The organism is Pseudomonas sp. PONIH3, assembly GCF_002934345.1.
Taxonomy (GTDB): Bacteria; Pseudomonadota; Gammaproteobacteria; order Pseudomonadales; family Pseudomonadaceae; genus Aquipseudomonas; species Aquipseudomonas soli.
The window spans coordinates 1,182,086-1,204,871 of sequence record NZ_CP026386.1 but is presented as its reverse complement, the minus strand read 5'-3'; the positions used below and the strand labels follow the sequence as shown (position 1 = coordinate 1,204,871).

Here is a 22,786-nt window from a genome sequence, read left to right as displayed (position 1 = left end):
ACAAGTTGGCTCCCACAGCGACGGCGCTTGGCTTGAGAGGGGCGCGGTCGGTGTGGGAGCCGGCTTGCCGGCGATGGCCGGCGCTAGCCGGCCCAGTGCTCAGGCGATTTCGCGCGAATCCCGCACCATGTCGACGTGCGGGATGCCTGCCTCAAGGAATTCCTCGCTGACCACGCGGAATCCCAGGCGCTCGTAGAATGGAGTGGCATGTACCTGGGCGCTGAGCATCTGCTTGGTAAGGTCGCGGTTCTGCGCCTCGACAATGACCGCACGCATCAATGCATCGCCCACGTTCAAGCCGCGCCAGTCCCTGAGCACCGAGACCCGGCCGATGGTGCCGTCAGGCAGCAGGCGCGCAGTACCGATCGGGTAGTCGCCCTCCAGGGCCAGGAAGTGCACGGCGGTCGGGTCTTCCGCGTCGAATTCCAGCTCCGGCGGCACGTGCTGCTCGGCGACGAACACGGCGCTGCGGATGCGGTGGATGTCGGCATTGTCCTTGTGCCAGTCGGCCAGTCGAACACTGATCTTATTCATCGGCGAATCCCAGGCTGCCTTGCATGACCAGCTGTTGTACCAGCATCAGGCCGTCTTCGTCCTGCAGCCACTGGCCAAGGTTGTCGATGTGCAGGGCATCGGCGGCGCACACCAGCTTGAGCAGCTCGCGCAGTTTGGCCGGCAGTGGGCAGCTGCGCCCGCTGGCGAACAGCATCAGGTCGTCGTTGAGCTCGGACCAGGCCATGCGTGCGCTTGGGTTGCGGATCAGCACGGCGCCCTGTTCGAGGTAGTTGATCAGCTCCTGCTCGCTCAGCTCTTCACCGACAACCTGCTCAGGGTAGCGCGGCTCGGTCATGAACTGGCCGAACCAGGTCAGTAGCAGGTCCTTGTCGGACATATGCTTGTCGATCAGCGCCTTGAGGCGGTCGAGGGCATCGTGCTGGATCTGGTGCGGGTCGCTGACCGGCTGGGCGTCGGCATCGCTGTAGCGCTCTTCATCCGGCAGGAACTGGCCGAGGAAATCGGTGAAGTGGGTCAGCACTTCGGCGGCGCTTGGGGCGCGGAAGCCGACCGAGTAGGTCAGGCACTCGCTCTCGGCGACGCCGTAATGGGCCAGGCGCGGCGGCAGGTAGAGCATGTCGCCGGGTTCCAGGGTCCACTCGTCGCTCTGCTCGAAATCAGCGAGGATGCGCAGGTCGGCGTGGTCGATCAGCGCGCTGTCGCTGTTGCACATCTGGCCGACTTTCCAGTTGCGCGTGCCGTCGCCTTGCAGCAGGAATACATCGTAGTTGTCGAAGTGCGGGCCGACGCTGCCGCCAGGCGCGGCGTAGCTGATCATCACGTCGTCGATACGCCAGCTGGGCAGGAAGCGGAATTCCTCCAGCAGCTCGGCCACTTCCGGGACGAACTGGTCCACGGCCTGTACCAGCAGGGTCCAGTCGCGCTCGGGCAGGTCGCTGAAGGCGTCCTCGGCGAACGGGCCGCGGCGCAGCTCCCACGGGCGCTCGCCGTGCTCGAGCACCAGGCGCGACTCGACTTCCTCTTCCAGGGCCAGGCCAGCCAGCTCATCGGCGTCGATGGGGCTGACGAAGTCAGGGAAGGCCTGACGTACCAGCAGTGGCTTCTTCTGCCAGTAGTCGCGCAGGAATTCACGGGCCGTGAGGCCGCCCAACAGTTGCAGTGGAGTATCAGAATTCATGTTCAACCTATTGAAAAAACGTAATTTTCGTACGGGAATAAAAACGCCCGGCCAGGCCGGGCGTTGCACGCGACGGTCAGCTTAGATGCGTTTGGCCTGGGCCACCGCGTTGCCGATGTAGGTCGCCGGGGTCAGCTGCTTGAGCTCGGCCTTGGCTTCGGCCGGCATGTCCAGGCCGTCGATGAAGGTCAGCAGCGCGTCAGGGGTGATGCCCTTGCCACGGGTCAGCTCCTTGAGCTTCTCGTAGGGGTTCTCGATGTTGAAGCGGCGCATCACGGTCTGGATCGGCTCGGCCAGGACTTCCCAGCAGGCATCCAGATCGGCGGCGATACGGGCTTCGTTGACTTCCAGCTTGCCGATGCCCTTCAGGCTGGCCTCGTAGGCGATGACGCTGTGGGCGAAGCCCACGCCCAGGTTGCGCAGCACGGTGGAGTCGGTCAGGTCACGCTGCCAGCGCGAGATCGGCAGCTTGCTGGCCAAGTGCTGGAACAGCGCGTTGGCTATCCCTAAGTTGCCTTCAGAGTTCTCGAAGTCGATCGGGTTGACCTTGTGCGGCATGGTCGAGGAGCCGATTTCGCCGGCAACGGTCTTCTGCTTGAAGTAGCCCAGCGAGATGTAGCCCCAGACGTCGCGGTCGAAGTCGATGAGGATGGTGTTGAAGCGGGCGATGGCGTCGAACAGCTCGGCGATGTAGTCGTGCGGCTCGATCTGGGTGGTGTAGGGGTTGAACACCAGGCCCAGCTCGTCCTCGATGAAGGCGCGGGCGTTGGCTTCCCAGTCGATCTGCGAGTAGGCCGACAGGTGGGCGTTGTAGTTGCCCACGGCGCCGTTGATCTTGCCCAGCAGCGGCACGGCGGCCACTTGCGCGATCTGGCGCTCCAGGCGGTAGACGACGTTGGCCAGTTCCTTGCCCAGGGTGGTCGGCGAGGCCGGCTGGCCGTGGGTGCGCGACAGCATCGGCACGGCGGCGTGGGTGTGGGCCAGGGTGCGGATCGCTTCGGCGATCTGACGCATCAGTGGCAGCAGCACTTCGTCACGGCCGGCGCGCAGCATCAGGGCGTGGGACAGGTTGTTGATGTCCTCGCTGGTGCAGGCGAAGTGGATGAACTCGCTGACCTTGGCCAACTCAGGCAACTGCGCGGCCTGCTCCTTGAGCAGGTACTCGATGGCCTTGACGTCGTGGTTGGTGGTGCGCTCGATTTCCTTGACGCGTTCGGCGTGCTCGAGTTTGAAATCGGTGGCCAGGCTGTCCAGCACGGCGTTGGCTTCGGCGCTGAACGCCGGCACTTCGCCGATCTGCGGGTGGGCGGCCAGGCGCTGCAGCCAGCGCACTTCGACCAGGGCGCGGAAACGGATCAGGCCGAATTCGCTGAAAATGGGGCGCAGGGCCTGGGTTTTGCCGGCATAACGGCCGTCTACAGGGGAAACCGCAGTGAGCGAGGAGAGCTGCATGGGGTGTTCTCGGACAGTCAGGCTTTTGGAAGGGCGCATATCATACATGAAAAACGCGCCCGGGTCGGGTGGCTGACCAAAGGTCGGGCCATTTCGAAGCGTGTGGTGTCTGGCGTGGGAGCGGCGGGGCACCGCCGCTCCCACGGTTCATTTCAATCGGCGGTACGCATCATCCCGTACAGCTCGTTGAGCAGCTTGCGCCGGCTGAACACCAGCTGCCAGCGGTGCCCGCCCAGCTGGCGCCACAGGCGCGCGGCGCGAATGCCGGCCAGCAGCAGGGCGCGGATCTTCGAAGCGTTGCTGGCCTGCTGCAGGAAGCGCATGTCGCCATGCACCTGGATGCGCTGGCGCAGGGTGCTCAGGGTGTCTTGGTACAAGGCTCCGCTGGAGGCGATGACGTTTTCATGAACCAGGCCGAAATGCTCGGCCTGGGACTGGATCTGCGGCAGGCGGTTGCCGATGGTATCGAGCATGTCGCCACGCTTGTTCAGCTGGCGCTCGAGGCCCAGCATCGACAGGGCGTAGCGCAGCGGCTCGCGTTGCAGGCTGCTGGGGTCGCGCTCCAGGGCGCCGACCAGCGCCCGGTAGCCGTCGCGCAGGTTGATGTCGTCGCCGCCGAACACTTCCAGGGTGTCCTTGGGGTCGACCACCAGCAGGCTGCCGAGCATGCAGCCGATATTGGCTTCGCTGGCCTGGCCGGTGCGGGCGATGCGGTCCACCAGCACGGCGGCCTGGAACACGCCGCCCAGGGCAATCAGTTGCTCCTGGAGGTTGTTCATGGGCGCGGGCTCCAGGGCTCGGCGACTTCGATCACGCCGCCGCCCAGGCATACCTCGCCGTCATAGAACACTACCGACTGGCCCGGGGTGACGGCGCGCTGCGGCTCGTCGAACACGGCGCGGTAGCCGCTGGCGGTCTGCTCCAGCGTGCACTGCTGGTCGGCTTGGCGGTAGCGCACCTTGGCGGTAAGTTTGCGCGGGCTGGACAGGTCGATCGGGTTGACCCAGAAGATTTCCGAGGCCAGCAGGGCGCGGGAGAACAGCCACGGGTGCTCGTTGCCCTGGCCGACCACCAGCACGTTGCGCGACAGGTCCTTTTCCAGCACGTACCACGGCTCGTCGCTGGCGTCTTTCAGGCCGCCGATGCCCAGGCCCTGGCGCTGGCCGATGGTGTGGTACATCAGGCCGTGGTGCTGGCCGATCACTTCACCCTCGGTGGTCTGGATCTCGCCCGGCTGGGCCGGCAGGTACTGCTTGAGGAAGTCGCTGAAGCGGCGCTCGCCGATGAAGCAGATACCAGTGGAGTCCTTCTTCTTGGCGGTGGCCAGGCCGTGTTTCTCGGCGATGGCGCGTACCTCGGGCTTTTCCAGTTCGCCCACCGGGAACAGGGTGCGGGCGATCTCCTTGCCGCCGACGGCGTGCAGGAAGTAGCTCTGGTCCTTGTTCGGGTCCAGGCCCTTGAGTAGCTCGGTCAGCTCGCCAGTGTCGCGGCGGCGCACATAGTGGCCGGTGGCGATCAGGTCGGCGCCCAGGGACAGGGCGTAGTCGAGGAAGGCCTTGAACTTGATTTCGCGGTTGCAGAGGATATCCGGGTTCGGCGTGCGGCCGGCCTTGTACTCCTCGAGGAAGTGCTCGAACACGTTGTCCCAGTATTCGGCGGCGAAGTTGGCGGTGTGCAGCTTGATACCGATGCGGTCGCACACGGCCTGGGCGTCGGCCAGGTCTTCGCGGGCGGTGCAGTATTCGGTGCCGTCGTCCTCTTCCCAGTTCTTCATGAACAGACCTTCCACCTGGTAGCCCTGCTCCATGAGCAGAAGGGCGGAGACGGAAGAGTCCACGCCGCCGGACATGCCGACGATGACGCGGGTCTTGGCGGGGTCTTTGAGTGCTGGGCTGGTCATGGCTACCGATGTGTATCAGAGGGGAAAAACGCCGATTCTATCAAACCGGCGTCAGTCGCGCAGCAGGTCAAGGCTGTGCAGTGGGCCTTGGAGGTGGTCGTCAAGGCAGCGTGGCACCAACTCGCTGCGCCAGCGCGACGGCTCGGCCAGCAGTTCGTCGCGGGTCAGCCATACGGCGCGGACGATGTCGCTGTCCAGGGCGCGGTCCTGGTGGTGGCGCACGGGGCGGGCGACGAAGCAGATGCGCTGGTAGGTGACGCCGTTGCTGGGGGCGGTGTACAGATAGATACCGACCACGCCGGTGAGCTCGACTTCCCAGGCGGTTTCCTCGAGGGTTTCGCGCAGGGCGGCCTGGGTGATGGTTTCATTGGCTTCGAGGTGGCCGGCGGGCTGGTTGAAGACATGCTGGCCGGCCTTGAATTCCTCGACGAAAAGGAACTTGCCCTCGTGTTCGACGACGGTGGCGACAGTGATGTGGGGTTGCCAGGTCATTGGGGTTGTCCTTTTGCATGCTGGGGGCTGCGCAGCAGACCCAGTCCCAGAAAGCACAAACCCCGGTGCGTGGCCGGGGTTTGTGTTGTTACGTCAAGCGAACCTTACAGTGCGGCGATGGCGCTGTTCAGGGTCTGGCTTGGGCGCATCACCTTGGCGGTCAGCTCGGCATCCGGGGCGTAGTAGCCACCGATGTCGGCCGGCTTGCCCTGGACGGCGTTGAGCTCGGCGACGATGGTCGCTTCGTTCTCGCTCAGAGTCTTGGCCAGCGGGGCGAAGCGCGCCTGCAGGGCGGCGTCGTCGGACTGGGCGGCCAGTGCTTCTGCCCAGTACAGGGTCAGGTAGAAGTGGCTGCCACGGTTGTCGATACCGCCAACCTTGCGCGAAGGCGACTTGTTGGTGTCGAGGAACTTGCCGGTGGCCTGGTCAAGGGTGTTGGCCAGGACCTTGGCGCGCGGATTGTCGTAGGTGTTGCCCAAGTGCTCCAGGGAAGCGGCCAGGGCCAGGAATTCACCCAGCGAGTCCCAACGCAGGAAGTTCTCTTCAACCAGCTGCTGCACGTGCTTTGGTGCCGAACCACCGGCGCCGGTCTCGAACAGGCCACCGCCGTTCATCAGCGGCACGATCGACAGCATCTTGGCGCTGGTGCCCAGCTCCATGATCGGGAACAGGTCGGTCAGGTAGTCGCGCAGCACGTTGCCGGTCACCGAGATGGTGTCCTTGCCTTCGCGGATGCGGGCCAGGGAGAACTTGATGGCGTCGACCGGGGCCAGGATGCGGATATCCAGGCCGGCGGTGTCGTGATCCTTCAGGTACTGCTGCACCTTTTCGATCATCACGCCGTCGTGGGCGCGGGCCGGGTCCAGCCAGAACACCGCCGGGGTGTTGCTCAGGCGGGCGCGGTTGACGGCCAGCTTGACCCAGTCCTGGATCGGCGCGTCCTTGGTCTGGCACATGCGGAAGATGTCACCGGCTTCGACGTTCTGCTCCAGGATGACCTTGCCCTTGCCATCGACCACGCGCACGACGCCGTCGGCCTTGATCTGGAAGGTCTTGTCATGGGAGCCGTACTCTTCGGCTTTCTGCGCCATCAGGCCAACGTTCGGCACGCTGCCCATGGTGGTCGGGTCGAAGGCGCCATTGGCCTTGCAGTCTTCGATGGTGGCCTGGTAGATACCGGCGTAGCAGCGGTCCGGGATCACGGCCTTGGCGTCCTGCAGCTCACCTGCGGTGTTCCACATCTTGCCCGAGTCGCGGATCATCGCCGGCATCGAGGCGTCGACGATGACGTCGCTCGGTACGTGCAGGTTGGTGATGCCCTTGTCCGAGTTGACCATGGCCAGGGCCGGGCGAACGGCGTACAGGGCCTGGATATCGGCTTCGATCTCGGCTTGCTTTTCAGCAGGCAGGTCCTTGATGCGGGCGTACAGGTCGCCGATGCCGTTGTTGGCGTTGAAGCCCACTTCGGCCAGTGCGGCGGCGTGCTTGACGAGCACGTCGTTGTAGAACTCTTCGACGATCACGCCGAACATGATCGGGTCGGAAACCTTCATCATGGTGGCTTTCAGGTGCACCGACAGCAGCACGCCGGAGGCCTTGGCATCGGCGATCTGCTCGGCGATGAAGGCTTTCAGGGCCTTGCGGCTCATGGTGGCGCAGTCGATCACTTCGGCGGCTTTGACGGCGGTCTTTTCTTTCAGCACGGTGGTGCTGCCGTCCTTGCCGACCAGTTCGATGCGCAGGCTGTCGTCAGCCTCGATCAGCGCGGCCTTCTCGCTGCCGTAGAAGTCGCCCTGGGTCATGTGGGCAACGTGCGACTTGGAGTCGGCGGCCCAGGCGCCCATCTTGTGCGGGTGCTTGCGGGCGTAGTTCTTGACCGACAGCGGCGCGCGGCGGTCGGAGTTGCCTTCGCGCAGGACAGGGTTCACGGCGCTGCCCTTGATGCGGTCGTAGCGGGCGCGCGATTCTTTCTCTTCGGCGCTGGCCGGCTCGTCGGCGTAGTCGGGGATGTTGAAGCCCTTGGCTTGCAGCTCCTTGATCGCGGCCTTCAGCTGTGGAACCGAAGCGGAAATGTTCGGCAGCTTGATGATGTTGGCTTCAGGGGTGGTGGCCAGCTGGCCCAGTTCCGCCAGGTGATCGCCTACCTGCTTCTCGCTGCCCAGTTGCTCCGGGAAGGCGGCGAGGATACGGCCGGCCAGGGAGATGTCGCGGGTTTCGACGGCGATGTCGGCGCAGGCAGTGAAGGCCTCGACGATCGGCAGCAGCGAGTAGGTGGCGAGGGCGGGGGCTTCGTCGGTGAAGGTGTAGATGATCTTGGAACGGGTGGGCATGCGGGTTAACTCTCTATGTGCTGAGCGTACTCGAGTCTCGAGGTGCGCAGGGTAGGCGCTTCGCCCTGGCGACGCCATGAGCGGAAAGTCGAGAGGCTGCGAGCGGTGATGGTGGATGCATCAGTCGAGCGTCAAGTGCTGGGCCGCGGTAACGACCCAGGCTTTGTGGTCATTCATGACCAAGGGCGAGCCGCATTTTCCTAGGGTTCGCCCCGGTGACCCTATGGTCGCGCCGGAGTATATCAAACCCTTTGGGCTAATCAGCAAGGCGAAGTGGTATCAGCGCATTTATAAGACCAAAGACGTAGGGGCAATGTGGCGTGTTGCCGCAGGCATTTGCCACCTGTTTGCCGGTGTTGGCGGGCTCCTGCCTTGCAGGTCGGCGGATGTGGTTTAGGCTCAGTGGATCGCACGATTTCCAATCACACCAGGAAAAGCGGAGTAGTGCAGCATGGGATACCAGAAAATCAAGGTTCCGACTGATGGTGCCAAGATCACCGTCAATGCAGACCATTCGCTCAATGTTCCCGATAACCCCATCATTCCCTACATCGAAGGCGACGGCATCGGCGTGGACGTCTCGCCGGTGATGATCAAGGTGGTCGATGCCGCCGTGCAGAAGGCCTATGGCGGCAAGCGCAAGATCGCCTGGATGGAGGTGTATGCCGGCGAGAAGGCCACCCAGGTCTATGACCAGGACACCTGGCTGCCCCAGGAAACCCTGGATGCGGTGAAAGACTACGTGGTGTCGATCAAGGGGCCGCTGACCACACCGGTCGGTGGCGGCATCCGTTCGCTCAACGTGGCGTTGCGCCAGCAACTCGACCTGTATGTGTGCCTGCGTCCGGTGGTGTGGTTCCAGGGCGTGCCGAGCCCGGTGAAAAAGCCAGGCGACGTCGACATGGTGATCTTCCGCGAGAACTCCGAGGACATCTATGCCGGTATCGAGTGGAAGGCCGGCTCGCCCGAGGCGAACAAGGTGATCAAGTTCCTCAAGGAGGAAATGGGCGTCACCAAGATCCGCTTCGACCAGGACTGCGGCATCGGCGTCAAGCCGGTGTCGAAGGAAGGCACCAAGCGCTTGGTGCGCAAGGCTCTGCAATATGTCGTTGATAACGACCGCAAGTCGCTGACCCTGGTGCACAAAGGCAACATCATGAAGTTCACCGAAGGTGCCTTCAAGGACTGGGGCTACGAGGTGGCTCGCGACGAGTTCGGCGCCGAATTGCTCGATGGCGGCCCGTGGATGAAGTTCAAGAACCCGCGGACCGGCCGCGAGGTGATCGTCAAGGATGCCATCGCCGACGCCATGCTCCAGCAGATCCTGCTGCGCCCGGCCGAGTACGATGTGATCGCCACGCTCAACCTCAATGGCGACTACCTGTCCGACGCATTGGCGGCGGAGGTGGGCGGTATCGGCATCGCGCCGGGGGCCAACCTGTCTGACACCGTGGCCATGTTCGAGGCCACCCACGGCACCGCGCCGAAGTACGCCGGCAAGGATCAGGTCAATCCGGGGTCGGTGATCCTGTCGGCCGAGATGATGCTACGCCACATGGGTTGGACCGAGGCCGCGGACCTGATCATCAAGGGCACCAATGGCGCCATTGCGGCCAAGACCGTGACCTACGACTTCGAACGCCTGATGGAGGGCGCGACCCTGGTCGGCAGCTCGGGCTTTGGCGAGGCGCTGATCAAGCACATGTAAGCGTGAAAAAACCGGTCGCCTCTTTGTTAAAGGGGCGACCGGTTTTTTCGTTTACCGGCAGACAGCTCAGAGATCAGACTTCGACGGTGCTGCCTGGGTTCGTGGCGCTGGCCTGTACCGTGCTGGTGGCGCTTTTGATCTCTGTCGCGTGAAGCCCTTTGGGGCCCTGGATGATCTCGAAGTTCACGGATTGGCCGGCTTTCAGCGTCTTGTACCCGTCCATCTGGATCGCTGAATAGTGGGCGAACAGATCATCGGTCTTACCGTCCTCGTTGATGAATCCGTAGCCCTTGGCATTGTTGAACCACTTGACTTTACCGCTTGCCATCCCTATGTCCCTCTGCAAAGGACTCCATCACTGGAGTATCATCCACTTCATCCGCATACGAACCTTGCGAGAAAATCTGGTTGACTGCGCGGATCTTTATCGACCACGGTGGGTTCTTATTGGTTGTAACACCGTTTTGCCGATAGTCAAGGTCAGCCGGCGCCCGCGCCGGGAGGGGCCTGCGCGGTCAACCCACAACCTTAACCTGTCGATCATGATGAAATTCTTTCCATGCATGTACTCAGTGAGATTCGACTAACATTCAATCAGGATCGCCCGCAGTCGCATGAGGACGGGCACGAGGACGATGGCGCGGGCCTTGCCGTCCAGGAGGCCAAGCCGATCCTGCAGGCGCCACCGATGTACAAGGTGGTTTTGTTCAACGATGACTACACGCCAATGGATTTCGTCGTCGAAGTGCTCGAGACGTTCTTCAATCTGAACCGCGAGCTGGCGACCAAGATCATGCTGACCGTCCATACCGAAGGGCGGGCAGTGTGCGGATTGTTTACCCGTGACATCGCCGAAACAAAGGCCATGCAGGTCAACCAATACGCCAGGGAAAGCCAGCATCCGCTACTCTGTGAAATCGAGAAGGACGGTTAATCGCCGACCACTTGGGTATGAGGTGAAGCTATGTTAAACCGCGAGCTCGAAGTCACCCTCAATCTGGCCTTCAAGGAGGCCCGTTCGAAACGTCATGAGTTCATGACCGTCGAACACCTGCTGCTGGCACTCCTTGACAATGAGGCTGCCGCGACCGTTCTGCGCGCCTGTGGCGCCAATCTCGACAAGCTCAAGCACGACCTGCAGGAGTTCATCGATTCCACCACCCCGCTGATCCCCGTGCATGACGAGGACCGCGAGACGCAACCGACGCTGGGCTTCCAGCGCGTGCTGCAGCGTGCCGTGTTCCACGTGCAGAGCTCCGGCAAGCGCGAAGTGACCGGCGCCAACGTGCTGGTGGCGATCTTCAGCGAACAGGAAAGCCAGGCGGTGTTCCTGCTCAAGCAGCAGAGCGTGGCGCGTATCGACGTCGTCAACTACATCGCCCATGGCATCAGCAAGGTGCCGGGCCATGGTCCGAACACCGACAGCGACCAGGACATGCAGGATGAGGAGGGCGGCGAGGCTTCCTCTTCCAGCAACCCGCTGGACGCCTACGCCAGCAACCTCAACGAACTGGCCCGTGCCGGTCGTATCGATCCGCTGGTTGGCCGGGAGCAGGAGGTCGAGCGCGTCGCGCAGATCCTAGCTCGTCGGCGCAAGAACAACCCGTTGCTGGTCGGCGAGGCCGGCGTCGGCAAGACAGCCATCGCCGAAGGCCTGGCCAAGCGCATCGTCGATGGCCAGGTGCCCGACCTGCTGGCCCAGAGCGTGGTCTATTCCCTGGACCTCGGCGCGCTGCTGGCTGGCACCAAGTACCGTGGCGACTTCGAGAAGCGCTTCAAGGCGCTGCTCGGCGAGCTGCGCAAACGGCCGCAGGCGATCCTGTTCATCGACGAGATCCACACCATCATCGGTGCCGGCGCGGCTTCCGGGGGCGTGATGGATGCCTCCAACCTGCTCAAGCCGTTGCTGTCGTCCGGTGAGATCCGTTGCATCGGCTCCACCACGTTCCAGGAGTTCCGCGGCATCTTCGAGAAGGATCGTGCCCTGGCGCGTCGCTTCCAGAAGGTCGATGTCACCGAGCCGTCGGTGGAAGACACCGTGGGCATCCTGCGTGGCCTGAAAGGCCGCTTCGAAAGCCACCACAACATCGAGTACAGCGACGAGGCCCTGCGCGCCGCCGCCGAACTGGCTTCGCGCTACATCAATGACCGGCACATGCCGGACAAGGCCATCGACGTGATCGATGAAGCCGGCGCCTATCAGCGCCTGCAGCCGGAAGCCAACCGGGTCAAGCGCATCGACGTGCCGCAGGTCGAGGATATCGTCGCCAAGATCGCGCGGATCCCGCCAAAGCATGTCACCAGTTCCGACAAGGAGCTGCTGCGCAACCTTGAGCGTGACCTGAAGCTGACCGTGTTCGGCCAGGATGCCGCGATCGACTCGCTGGCCACTGCCATCAAGCTGTCCCGTGCCGGCCTCAAGGCACCGGACAAGCCGGTGGGCTCGTTCCTGTTCGCCGGCCCCACCGGCGTGGGCAAGACCGAGGCTGCTCGGCAGCTGGCCAAGGCCCTGGGGGTCGAGCTGGTACGCTTCGACATGTCCGAGTACATGGAGCGGCACACTGTGTCGCGGCTGATCGGTGCGCCGCCCGGCTACGTCGGGTTCGACCAGGGTGGCCTGCTGACCGAGGCCATCACCAAGCAGCCGCACTGCGTGCTGCTGCTCGATGAAATCGAGAAGGCCCACCCGGAAGTCTTCAACCTGCTGCTGCAGGTGATGGACCACGGGACCCTGACCGACAACAACGGGCGCAAGGCGGACTTCCGCAACGTGATCCTGATCATGACCACCAACGCCGGTGCCGAAACTGCCGCGCGGGCCTCGATCGGCTTCACCCATCAGGACCACTCCTCCGACGCCATGGAGGTCATCCGCAAGAGCTTCACGCCAGAATTCCGCAACCGCCTGGACACCATCATCCAGTTCGGCCGCCTGTCCCACGAGACGATCAAGAGCATTGTCGACAAGTTCCTTATCGAACTGCAGGCGCAGCTGGAAGACAAGCGTGTGCTGCTGGAGGTCACCGACGCCGCGCGCGGCTGGCTGGCGGCCTCGGGCTACGACGTGCAGATGGGCGCGCGGCCAATGGCGCGGCTGATCCAGGACAAGATCAAGCGGCCGCTGGCCGAAGAGATCCTGTTCGGTGAGCTGGCCGAGCATGGCGGTGTGGTGCACATCGACCTGCGCGATGATGAGCTGGTGTTCGATTACGAGACCACGGCCGAGGTTGCGTAACGACCATCGCGGGGCCAGCCCGCTCCCATGCCAGCAGAAACTGACGTGGGAGCGGGCTGGCCCCGCGATGCTTTTAAGCGTCCACAAAAAAGCCCGGCACAATGGCCGGGCTTTTTCATGGCTTGAGCTTAGCGCGCACGGTAGGTGATGCGGCCCTTGCTCAGGTCGTACGGCGTCAGTTCGACGCGGACCTTGTCGCCAGTGAGAATACGGATGTAGTTCTTGCGCATCTTGCCAGAGATGTGCGCGGTAACGACGTGCCCGTTTTCCAACTCCACGCGGAACATGGTGTTGGGCAGGGTGTCGACGACAGTGCCTTCCATTTCGAAGCTGTCTTCTTTCGACATGCAGTAAAGCCCTCGGTATCCAGTGATGGCCCGACGCACGACTGCACCGGGCAAAAAAGTGGCGTGGATTATGCCCGAAAATTGTGTTTCAAGCCAATGCCTTTCAGTTGAGGGTGACCCAGCGCTGATTGATCAGCAGTTCAATGGGGCGATACTGGGTCTTGTAGTTCATCTTCTTGCAGTTCTTGATCCAGTAGCCAAGGTAAACGGCCTCGAGGTTTTGGCGCAGGGCTTCGGTGATCTGCCAGAGGATCGCGTAGCGGCCGAGGCTGCGGCGCTCTTCCTCGGGCTCGTAGAAGGTGTAGACCGCTGACAGGCCGTTGGGCAGCATATCGCACACCGCCACGGCCAGCAGTCGGCCTTCCAGGCGGAACTCGTAGAACCAGCAGAACGGCAGGTCGCGCACCAGGAAGGTGGAGAACTGGTCGCGGCTTGGCGGATACATGTCGCCATCGGCGTGGCGCTGCTCGATGTAGCGCCGGTACAGGTCGAAGTACTCTTCCTTGTACGCTGGACGGGCGGCGGTGACGGTCAGGTCGGCGTTACGTTTGAGGATGCGTCGCTGCTGGCGGTTGGGAATGAAGCGCGCAGCAGGAATGCGCGCCGGCACGCAGGCGTTGCACTGCTGGCAATGCGGGCGATAGAGGTGGTCGCCGCTGCGACGAAAGCCCATTTCCGAAAGGTCGGCGTAGACATGCACATCCATCGGCTGGCTAGGGTCGAGAAACAGTGTGGTTGCCTGCTCATCCGGCAGGTAGCTGCAGGAGTGGGGTTGAGTGGCATAGAACTTCAACCGCGCCAGCTCTGTCATGATCAACCCCTTAGGTGAGACGTTGTATCTAAGTGTAAGCCAGCTCCGGGAACTCGCCTAGGCAACCCAGCTGGCCGCACTGGGCTGATCCAGGTGTTGCGCCAGGTAATCGGCGAAGCTGGCCCGGCTGATGGCGCGGGCGCCCAGGCTGTGCAGGTGGTCGGTGGGCATCTGGCAGTCGATCAGCACGAAGCCTGCCTGCTTCAGGTGTTCGACCAGTGTCACGAATCCCACCTTGGAGGCATTGTCGGCGCGGCTGAACATCGATTCGCCAAAGAACAGGCGGCCCATGGCCAGGCCATACAGGCCGCCGACCAGTTCACCCTCCCGGCGTACCTCGACCGAGTGGGCGATGCCGCGCCGATGCAGCTCGCAGTAGGCGGCGCGCATGGTGTCGGTGATCCAGGTGCCATCGGCGTAGTCCCGGGGCGCGGCGCAGGCAGCAATCACCGCCGCGAAGTCGCTGTCGAAGCTCACCTGGTAGCGGCCTTGGCGGATCAGCTTGGCCAGCGAGCGCGAGACATGCAGTTCGTCCGGAAACAGCACGGTGCGCGGGTCGGGCGACCACCAGAGGATCGGCTGGCCGTCCTGGTACCAGGGGAAGCAGCCGTGGCGATAGGCTGCGACCAGGCGCTCCGGGGTCAGGTCGCCACCAGCGGCCAGCAGGCCGTTGGGGTCGTGCAGGGCCTTTTCCAGGGGCGGGAAAGTCAGCGAGTCGCGGGTCAGCCAGGTGAGCATGGGGTTCTTGAGCGGCGGGGGAGGGGAGGGCCTCCAGCATGGCGTGGCTTGTGGATGAGGTCAACGACCGTCCTCGCGGGCGCGGTCCGCGTGGGAGCGGCGATGCGGCGACCCGACTTGCCCCGCGACAGGGCCGGACCTGGCAGAATCTACCGCCAATCAACCACCCATTCGAGCCGCCACCGGCACCATCTGGCACATTTGCTGTCACACCTGCGCAAAAACACAGCATAAGCCTTTGTCACAAAAGAAAATGCATGCTCAAATTGCATCAATATGAAAGTCGCCCCGTTCACGCGCCATACAGCGTGCCGCCATGGCGGCGGGTGGGCAGTAATGTTAAAAGTAGTGGTTCATTGGCCGGTGACCGGCCAATCACTATTGGACGCGCAGCACGCGCAGGAATAGACGCGTTTTGAAGAAATCCACCGCAACCCCAGCCCCCTTGCCAGTGCCCCTGTGGCGGCAGCAGCTGCACTATCGCCTGAAGGAAGGTGCGCTGATTGCCGTCGGCGCCCTGTGCCTGTACCTGTGGATGGCACTGGTCACCTATGACACCGCCGACCCGGGCTTCAGCCACACCAGCAACGCCGAGCAGGTGCAGAACGCCGCCGGCCGCGCCGGGGCCTATTTCGCCGACATCCTGTTCATGGTGCTCGGCTACTTCGCCTACATCTTCCCGCTGCTGCTGGCGATCAAGACCTGGCAGATCTTCCGCGAGCGCCACCAGCCCTGGCAGTGGAGCGGCTGGCTGTTCTCCTGGCGGCTGATCGGCCTGGTGTTCCTGGTGCTGTCGGGCGCGGCCCTGGCGCATATCCACTTCCACCCCTCGGCGAACATCCCGTTCTCCGCCGGCGGTGCCCTGGGCGAAAGCCTGGGCGATCTGGCGCGCAACCTGCTGAACGTGCAGGGCAGCACGCTGATGTTCATTGCCCTGTTCCTGTTCGGCCTGACGGTGTTTACCGACCTGTCCTGGTTCAAGGTGATGGACCTGACGGGCAAGATCACCCTCGACCTGTTCGAACTGGTGCAAGGCGCAGCCAGCCGCTGGTGGGAGGCGCGTAATGAGCGCAAGCGCCTGGAAGCCCAGCTGCGTGAAGTCGACGACCCGGTCTTTGACCTGGGCGGCAAAGGCGACAGGCGCGAGCCGGCCAAGGCGCAGCTGCGCGAGCGCGCCGAACCTGTGATGACGCGTGACGAGCCGCCGGCCCGCCCGGTGGTGCCGCGCGAAGCTGCGGTGGCCCGCGAATCGGCCGCGCCGCGCGAAACCGTGGTAGCTCGCGCACAGCCCGCCGCCCCGGTGATCATCCCGCCGACCGCGGACAAGGCGCCGGAGCCGAGCAAGCGGGTCATGAAGGAAAAACAGGCGCCGCTGTTCATCGACAGCGCGGTGGAAGGTACCTTGCCGTCCATTTCCATCCTCGACCCGGCCGAGCAGAAGAAGATCGAGTACTCGCCTGAGTCCCTGGCCGGTGTCGGCCAGTTGCTGGAGATCAAGCTCAAGGAATTCGGCGTGGAAGTCGCGGTGGACTCGATCCACCCGGGGCCGGTGATCACCCGTTACGAAATCCAGCCGGCCGCGGGCGTGAAGGTCAGCCGCATCGCCAACCTGGCCAAGGACCTGGCGCGTTCGCTGGCAGTGACCAGCGTGCGCGTGGTCGAGGTGATCCCCGGCAAGACTACCGTGGGCATCGAGATCCCCAACGAGAACCGCCAGATGGTGCGCTTCTCCGAAGTGTTGTCGTCGCCGCAGTTCGACGAGAACAAGTCGCCGGTCACCCTGGCCCTGGGCCACGACATCGGCGGCAAGCCGGTGATCACCGACCTGGCCAAGATGCCCCACCTGCTGGTGGCAGGTACCACCGGCTCCGGTAAGTCGGTGGGGGTGAACGCGATGATTCTGTCGATCCTGTTCAAGTCCGGCCCGGAAGACGCGCGGCTGATCATGATCGACCCGAAGATGCTCGAACTGTCGATCTACGAAGGCATCCCGCACCTGCTGTGCCCGGTGGTCACCGACATGAAGGATGCCGCCAACGCCCTGCGCTGGAGCGTCGCCGAAATGGAGCGGCGCTACAAGCTGATGGCGGCCATGGGCGTGCGCAACCTGGCGGGCTTCAACCGCAAGATCAAGGACGCCCAGGAAGCCGGCGAAGTCATCCATGACCCGTTGTACCGTCGCGAGAGCATGGACGACGAGCCGCCGACGTTGAAGACCCTGCCGACCATCGTGGTGGTGGTCGACGAATTCGCCGACATGATGATGATCGTCGGCAAGAAGGTCGAGGAACTGATCGCGCGTATCGCCCAGAAGGCCCGTGCCGCCGGTATCCACCTGATCCTCGCCACCCAGCGCCCGTCGGTGGACGTGATCACCGGCCTGATCAAGGCCAACATCCCGACCCGCATGGCGTTCCAGGTGTCGAGCAAGATCGACTCGCGGACCATCATCGACCAGGGCGGCGCCGAACAGCTGCTCGGCCACGGTGACATGCTCTATATGCCGCCGGGCACCAGCCTGCCGATCCGCGTGCATGGCGCCTTCGTCTCCGACGACGAAGTGCACCGCACGGTCGAAGCATGGAAGCTGCGCGGCGCGCCGGACTACAACGACGACATCCTCAATGGCGTCGAAGAGGCCGGCAGCGGCTTCGACGGCGGTGGCGGTGGCGGCGGCGATGGCGAAGACTCGGAAAGCGACGCCCTGTACGACGAAGCCGTGCAGTTTGTGCTGGAAAGCCGCCGGGCGTCGATCTCGGCGGTGCAGCGCAAGCTCAAGATCGGCTACAACCGCGCCGCGCGCATGATCGAGGCGATGGAAATGGCCGGTGTGGTCACGCCGATGAACAGCAACGGCTCGCGGGAAGTGATTGCCCCGGGCGGCCCACGCGATTGATGAACAACCTGCCGGGCGCCATAGACGGCGCCCGGCCCCTTCACTGTGCAATGAGGATTTCCATGCGCGCGATTCGCATGCTGTTGGTTTCTGCCCTGGCTGCGGCCAGCCTGTCGGCCCACGCCGGCGAACAGGACGTCCAGCGCCTGACGCAATTGCTGGAGAAGTCGCAGACCATCGAGGCCAATTTCTCCCAGCTGACCCTGGATGCCAGCGGCACCAGCCTGCAGGAGACCAACGGCAAGATGACCGTCAAGCGCCCGGGCCTGTTCTACTGGCACACCGACGCGCCCCAGGAGCAGGTGGTGGTGTCGGACGGCAAGAACGTCACCCTGTGGGACCCGGACCTGGAGCAGGCCACCGTCAAGAAGCTCGACGTGCGCCTGAACCAGACCCCGGCGCTACTGCTGTCCGGCGATGTGTCGAAGATCAGCCAGAGCTTCGACATCACCTCCAAGGAGCAGGGTGAGGTCATGGACTTCACCTTGAAGCCCAAGACCAAGGACACCCTGTTCGACTCGCTGCGCGTGTCGTTCCGCCGGGGGCTGATCAATGACATGCAGCTGATCGACAGCGTCGGCCAGCGCACCAACATCCTGTTCAATGGCGTCAAGGCCAACCAGGCGGTGCCGGACAGCAAGTTCCAGTTCGACATCCCCAAGGGCGCGGACGTCATCAAGGAGTAAGCGGAGCCCGTGATGGACCTGTTTCGAAGCGAACCCGTCGCCCAGCCCCTGGCCGCCCGCCTGCGCCCGTCGAATCTGGACGAGTACGTCGGCCAGGAGCACCTGCTGGCGCGCGGCAAGCCGCTGCGCGAGGCGCTGGAGCAGGGTGCGCTGCACTCGATGATCTTCTGGGGCCCGCCCGGGGTGGGCAAGACCACCCTGGCGCGGCTGCTGGCGCAGTTCTGCGACGCCCACTTCGAAACGGTGTCGGCGGTGCTGGCCGGGGTCAAGGAGATCCGCCAGGCCGTCGAGGTGGCCAAGCAGCAGGCCGGACAGTATGGCCGGCGCACCATCCTGTTCGTCGATGAAGTGCATCGTTTCAACAAGTCGCAACAGGACGCCTTCCTGCCCTACGTGGAGGACGGCACGCTGATCTTCATCGGCGCGACCACCGAGAACCCGTCCTTCGAACTGAACAACGCGCTGCTTTCGCGGGCACGGGTCTATGTGCTCAAGAGCCTGGACGAGGCCGCGCTGCGCAAGTTGGTCGATCGCGCCCTGAGCGAGGAGCGCGGCCTGGGCAAGCGCAACCTGCGGGTGGGTGACGAAGCCTTCAAGATGCTCATGGCCGCCGCCGACGGCGATGGCCGGCGCATGCTCAACTTCCTCGAGAACGCCTCGGACCTGGCCGAAGATGGCGGCGAGATCGGCGTCGAGCTGCTGCAGAGCCTGCTCGGTGACAGCCGCCGCCGCTTCGACAAGGGTGGCGAGGCGTTCTACGACCAGATCTCGGCACTGCACAAGTCGGTGCGCGGCTCCAACCCCGACGGTGCGTTGTATTGGTATGCGCGCATGCTCGACGGCGGCTGCGACCCGCTGTACATCGCCCGGCGCGTGGTGCGCATGGCCAGCGAGGATATCGGCAACGCCGACCCCCGCGCCCTGAGCCTGTGCCTGGCAGCCTGGGACGTGCAGGAGCGCCTGGGTAGCCCCGAGGGCGAGCTGGCGGTGGCCCAGGCCATCACCTACATCGCCTGCGCGCCGAAGAGCAACGCCGTTTACATGGGCTTCAAGGCGGCGATGCGTGAGGCCGCCGAGCACGGCTCGCTGGAGGTGCCGCTGCACCTGCGCAACGCGCCGACCAAACTGATGAAGCAACTGGGCTATGGCGAGGAGTACCGCTATGCCCACGACGAGCCGGACGCCTATGCCGCCGGCGAGGACTATTTCCCCGAGCAGCTCGAACCGCGCCAGTACTATCAGCCAGTGCCCCGTGGCCTGGAACTGAAGATCGGCGAGAAACTCAAGCACCTGGCCGAGCTCGATCGCGCCAGCCCCCGCCAGCGGAGAAAACCGTGATTGCACTGATTGCCGCAGTCAGCGCCGGCGGCATCGCCGGCACGCTGTTGCGTTTCGCCACTGCCAACTGGGTCACGGCCCACTGGCCGCGACACTTCTATGCCGGTACGCTGGCGGTCAACCTGGTTGGCTGCCTGCTGATCGGCCTATTGTACGGGCTGTTCCTGCACAAGCCGCTGGTGCCGGTCGAGCTGCGCGCCGGGCTGATCGTCGGCTTTCTCGGCGGCCTGACCACCTTTTCCTCCTTCTCGCTCGATACCGTGCGCCTGATGGAAAGCGGGCAGGTCCCGCTGGCCTTGGGCTATACCATTATCAGCGTGGTGGGCGGCCTGCTCGCGACCTGGGCTGGCCTGTCCCTGACCCGATTCTGAACCAACACCTACTTATAACGAGAGAACGATATGCTCGATTCCAAACTGTTACGCGGCCAACTTCAGGAAGTGGCTGACCGCCTGGCCTCCCGTGGCTTCAGCCTGGATGTCGCGCGCATCGAATCGCTGGAAGAGCGTCGCAAGGCCGTGCAGACCCGCACCGAGCAGCTGCAGGCCGAGCGTAACGCCCGCTCCAAGTCCATCGGCCAGGCCAAGGCCAAGGGCGAGGACATCGCCCCGCTGATGGCCGACGTCGAGCGCATGGCCAACGAGCTGGCCGCCGGCAAGACCGAGCTGGATGGCATCCAGGCGGAACTGGACGGCATCCTGCTGACCATCCCCAACCTGCCGGACGCCAGCGTGCCGGTCGGCGCCAGCGAAGACGACAACGTCGAAGTGCGCCGCTGGGGCACGCCGAAGGCCTTCGATTTCGAAATCAAGGACCACGTCGCCCTGGGCGAGGTCAGCGGTGGCCTGGACTTCGAGGCTGCGGCCAAGCTGTCCGGCGCCCGCTTTGCCGTGCTGCGTGGCCCGGTGGCCCGCCTGCACCGCGCCCTGGCGCAGTTCATGATCAACCTGCACACCGGCGAGCACGGCTACGAAGAGCACTACACCCCGTACCTGGTGCAGGCCCCGGCCCTGCAGGGCACCGGCCAGCTGCCGAAGTTCGAGGAAGACCTGTTCAAGATCACCCGCGAAGGCGAGGCTGACTTCTACCTGATCCCGACCGCCGAAGTGTCGCTGACCAACCTGGTGGCGGGTGAGATCCTCGACGCCAAGCAGCTGCCGCTGAAGCTGGTCGCCCACACCCCGTGCTTCCGCAGCGAGGCCGGTGCCTCGGGCCGTGACACCCGCGGCATGATCCGCCAGCACCAGTTCGACAAGGTCGAGATGGTCCAGGTGGTCGAGCCGTCCAAGTCGATGGAAGCGCTGGAAGGCCTGACCGCCAACGCCGAGCGCGTGCTCCAGCTGCTGGAGCTGCCGTACCGCGTACTGGCGCTGTGCACCGGCGACATGGGCTTTGGCGCGGTGAAGACCTACGACCTGGAGGTCTGGGTGCCAAGCCAGGACAAGTACCGCGAGATCAGCTCCTGCTCCAACTGCGGCGACTTCCAGGCGCGCCGCATGCAAGCCCGCTGGCGCAACCCGGAAACCGGCAAGCCGGAGCTGGTGCACACCCTCAATGGGTCGGGCCTGGCCGTCGGTCGTACCTTGGTCGCCGTGCTGGAGAACTACCAGCAAGCCGACGGTTCGATCCGTGTGCCTGAAGTGCTCAAACCGTACATGGGTGGCGTCGAGGTCATTCGCTGAATGGACTACCTGCCGCTGTTCCACAAGCTGCAGGGTGGCCGTGTGCTGGTCGTCGGCGGCGGCGAGATCGCCTTGCGCAAGGCGCGCCTGCTGGCCGATGCTGGCGCCGCGCTGCGGGTGGTAGCGCCTGAGGTCGACAGCCAGCTCGCCGCAATGGCCCGAGAGGGCGGGGGCGAAGTCCTGGTGCGTGGCTACCAGGCCCCGGACCTGGACGGTTGTCGGCTGGTGATCGCGGCGACCGACGACTCGGCGCTCAACGCCCAGGTCTCGGCCGAGGCCCAGGCGCGCAGCCTGCCAGTCAACGTGGTGGATGCGCCGGCCCTGTGCACGGTGATCTTTCCGGCCATCGTCGACCGTTCACCGTTGGTGGTGGCGGTTTCCAGCGGCGGCGACGCTCCAGTGTTGGCGCGCCTGATCCGCGCCAGGCTGGAGGCCTGGATCCCTTCCGCCTACGGCGAGTTGGCTGGGCTGGCGGCGCGCTTCCGTCACAAGGTCAAGGCCTTGTACCCTGACGTGAACCAGCGTCGTGGCTTTTGGGAAACCGTGTTCCAGGGGCCGATCGCAGAGCGCCAGCTGGCCGGGCAGGGCGCCGAGGCCGAGCGCCTGTTGCAGACGATGGTCGATGGCGCGCCGGTGCAGCAGGGCGGCGAGGTGTACCTGGTGGGCGCGGGGCCGGGCGATCCGGACCTGCTGACCTTCCGCGCCCTGCGCCTGATGCAGCAGGCCGACGTGGTGCTGTACGACCGCCTGGTGGCTCCTGCCATCATCGATATGTGTCGGCGTGACGCCGAGCGCATCTATGTCGGCAAGCGCCGCGCCGATCATGCCGTGCCGCAGGACAAGATCAATCGCCTGCTGGTCGACCTCGCTCGCCAGGGCAAGCGCGTGCTGCGGCTCAAAGGTGGCGATCCGTTCATCTTTGGCCGGGGTGGCGAGGAGATCGAGGAGCTGGCCGACGAAGGTATTCCGTTCCAGGTGGTACCGGGCATCACGGCAGCCAGTGGTTGTTCGGCCTATGGCGGGATTCCACTGACCCACCGCGACTATGCCCAGTCGGTGCGCTTCGTTACCGGCCACCTGAAGGATGGCACCAGCAACCTGCCCTGGAATGACCTGGTGGCTCCGGCCCAGACCCTGGTGTTCTACATGGGCCTGGTCGGCTTGCCGACCATCTGCGCCGAGTTGATCCGCCATGGCCGTGCGGCGAGTACGCCGGCTGCGCTGGTGCAGCAGGGCACCACCCGCAACCAGCGGGTGTTCACCGGCACCCTGGCCGACCTGCCAGCGTTGGTGGCACGCCACGAAGTGCATGCGCCGACCCTGGTGATCGTCGGGGAAGTGGTGCAGTTGCGCGAGAAGCTGGCGTGGTTCGAAGGCGCGCAAGACGCCTGAAATGACTGGGGCCGCCTTGCGGCCCATCGCCACGATAAGCCGGCTCGCACAGGATCATACAAGCCCCTGAGGGAGCCGGCTTGCCG

Annotated in this window: 20 protein-coding genes; 9 read left to right on the top strand and 11 right to left on the bottom strand. The window is 64.3% G+C overall.

Annotated features, from left to right (window positions below):
- Positions 1-99: 99 nt before the first annotated feature.
- The 7 genes from C3F42_RS05420 to C3F42_RS05390 form a co-directional block, all read right to left on the bottom strand.
- Positions 100-534, bottom strand: a complete 435-nt coding sequence (locus C3F42_RS05420) for a GNAT family N-acetyltransferase (protein ID WP_023631510.1) — start codon at positions 532-534, stop codon at positions 100-102.
- Positions 527-1,693 (bottom strand): cupin domain-containing protein, encoded by a 1,167-nt coding sequence (locus C3F42_RS05415; protein WP_038705840.1) that lies wholly within the window; start codon positions 1,691-1,693, stop codon positions 527-529. The genes C3F42_RS05420 and C3F42_RS05415 overlap by 8 nt, the downstream gene beginning before the upstream one ends.
- 81 nt (positions 1,694-1,774) lie before the next feature.
- Positions 1,775-3,145, bottom strand: coding sequence for an adenylosuccinate lyase (gene purB / locus C3F42_RS05410; protein ID WP_046856178.1), 1,371 nt, complete (start codon positions 3,143-3,145; stop codon positions 1,775-1,777).
- Positions 3,146-3,297: 152 nt separating this feature from the next.
- The gene (hflD, locus tag C3F42_RS05405; RefSeq protein ID WP_038705842.1) at positions 3,298-3,924 is read right to left on the bottom strand and encodes a high frequency lysogenization protein HflD; all 627 of its coding nucleotides are present in this window, start codon (positions 3,922-3,924) and stop codon (positions 3,298-3,300) included.
- Positions 3,921-5,045: a tRNA 2-thiouridine(34) synthase MnmA gene (gene mnmA / locus C3F42_RS05400; protein ID WP_023630404.1), complete on the bottom strand. Its 1,125-nt coding sequence runs from the start codon at positions 5,043-5,045 to the stop codon at positions 3,921-3,923. Before mnmA ends, hflD begins: the two co-directional genes overlap by 4 nt.
- 51 nt (positions 5,046-5,096) lie before the next feature.
- A complete protein-coding gene (locus C3F42_RS05395; protein WP_104444141.1) occupies positions 5,097-5,537 on the bottom strand; it encodes an NUDIX hydrolase in 441 nt (146 codons plus the stop codon).
- 104 nt (positions 5,538-5,641) lie between these two features.
- Positions 5,642-7,867, bottom strand: a complete 2,226-nt coding sequence (locus tag C3F42_RS05390; protein WP_104444140.1) for an NADP-dependent isocitrate dehydrogenase — start codon at positions 7,865-7,867, stop codon at positions 5,642-5,644.
- A gap of 451 nt (positions 7,868-8,318) precedes the next feature.
- Between C3F42_RS05390 and icd the strand changes: the two genes are divergently transcribed.
- Positions 8,319-9,575 carry an NADP-dependent isocitrate dehydrogenase gene (gene icd / locus C3F42_RS05380; RefSeq protein WP_023630408.1) on the top strand — a complete coding sequence of 419 codons (1,257 nt, stop codon included), beginning with the start codon at positions 8,319-8,321 and terminating at the stop codon, positions 9,573-9,575.
- A gap of 73 nt (positions 9,576-9,648) precedes the next feature.
- Here the strand turns inward: icd and cspD are convergent, their stop codons facing one another.
- The gene (cspD, locus tag C3F42_RS05375; RefSeq protein ID WP_023630409.1) at positions 9,649-9,903 is read right to left on the bottom strand and encodes a cold shock domain-containing protein CspD; all 255 of its coding nucleotides are present in this window, start codon (positions 9,901-9,903) and stop codon (positions 9,649-9,651) included.
- Positions 9,904-10,134: 231 nt separating this feature from the next.
- Here cspD and clpS point away from each other — a divergent pair, with 231 nt between their 5' ends.
- Both clpS and clpA read left to right on the top strand, forming a co-directional pair.
- Positions 10,135-10,509, top strand: a complete 375-nt coding sequence (gene clpS / locus C3F42_RS05370; RefSeq protein ID WP_023630410.1) for an ATP-dependent Clp protease adapter ClpS — start codon at positions 10,135-10,137, stop codon at positions 10,507-10,509.
- Positions 10,510-10,539: 30 nt separating this feature from the next.
- Entirely contained in the window at positions 10,540-12,810 is a 2,271-nt protein-coding gene (gene clpA / locus C3F42_RS05365) for an ATP-dependent Clp protease ATP-binding subunit ClpA (protein WP_038705843.1), read from the top strand.
- Between the two features lie 128 nt (positions 12,811-12,938).
- Here the strand turns inward: clpA and infA are convergent, their stop codons facing one another.
- The 3 genes from infA to aat form a co-directional block, all read right to left on the bottom strand.
- Entirely contained in the window at positions 12,939-13,157 is a 219-nt protein-coding gene (infA, locus tag C3F42_RS05360; RefSeq protein WP_002553999.1) for a translation initiation factor IF-1, read from the bottom strand.
- Positions 13,158-13,260: 103 nt separating this feature from the next.
- Positions 13,261-13,968, bottom strand: a complete 708-nt coding sequence (locus C3F42_RS05355; RefSeq protein WP_104444139.1) for an arginyltransferase — start codon at positions 13,966-13,968, stop codon at positions 13,261-13,263.
- A 57-nt stretch (positions 13,969-14,025) separates the two neighbouring features.
- Positions 14,026-14,706 (bottom strand): leucyl/phenylalanyl-tRNA--protein transferase, encoded by a 681-nt coding sequence (gene aat / locus C3F42_RS05350; RefSeq protein WP_023630956.1) that lies wholly within the window; start codon positions 14,704-14,706, stop codon positions 14,026-14,028.
- 415 nt (positions 14,707-15,121) lie between these two features.
- On the opposite strand from aat, the gene C3F42_RS05345 reads away from it, so the two are divergent.
- From C3F42_RS05345 to cysG, 6 genes are all read left to right on the top strand, one after another.
- A complete protein-coding gene (locus C3F42_RS05345) occupies positions 15,122-17,602 on the top strand; it encodes a DNA translocase FtsK (RefSeq protein WP_052062188.1) in 2,481 nt (826 codons plus the stop codon).
- A gap of 62 nt (positions 17,603-17,664) precedes the next feature.
- Positions 17,665-18,288 (top strand): outer membrane lipoprotein chaperone LolA, encoded by a 624-nt coding sequence (gene lolA, locus C3F42_RS05340; protein ID WP_031315274.1) that lies wholly within the window; start codon positions 17,665-17,667, stop codon positions 18,286-18,288.
- 12 nt (positions 18,289-18,300) lie between these two features.
- The gene (locus C3F42_RS05335; protein ID WP_038705844.1) at positions 18,301-19,626 is read left to right on the top strand and encodes a replication-associated recombination protein A; all 1,326 of its coding nucleotides are present in this window, start codon (positions 18,301-18,303) and stop codon (positions 19,624-19,626) included.
- Positions 19,623-19,997, top strand: a complete 375-nt coding sequence (gene crcB, locus C3F42_RS05330) for a fluoride efflux transporter CrcB (protein WP_023630958.1) — start codon at positions 19,623-19,625, stop codon at positions 19,995-19,997. Before C3F42_RS05335 ends, crcB begins: the two co-directional genes overlap by 4 nt.
- A 30-nt stretch (positions 19,998-20,027) precedes the next feature.
- Positions 20,028-21,308: a serine--tRNA ligase gene (gene serS / locus C3F42_RS05325; RefSeq protein WP_038705845.1), complete on the top strand. Its 1,281-nt coding sequence runs from the start codon at positions 20,028-20,030 to the stop codon at positions 21,306-21,308.
- Positions 21,309-22,700 carry a siroheme synthase CysG gene (cysG, locus tag C3F42_RS05320; protein WP_104444138.1) on the top strand — a complete coding sequence of 464 codons (1,392 nt, stop codon included), beginning with the start codon at positions 21,309-21,311 and terminating at the stop codon, positions 22,698-22,700.
- The last annotated feature ends 86 nt before the right edge of the window (positions 22,701-22,786 follow it).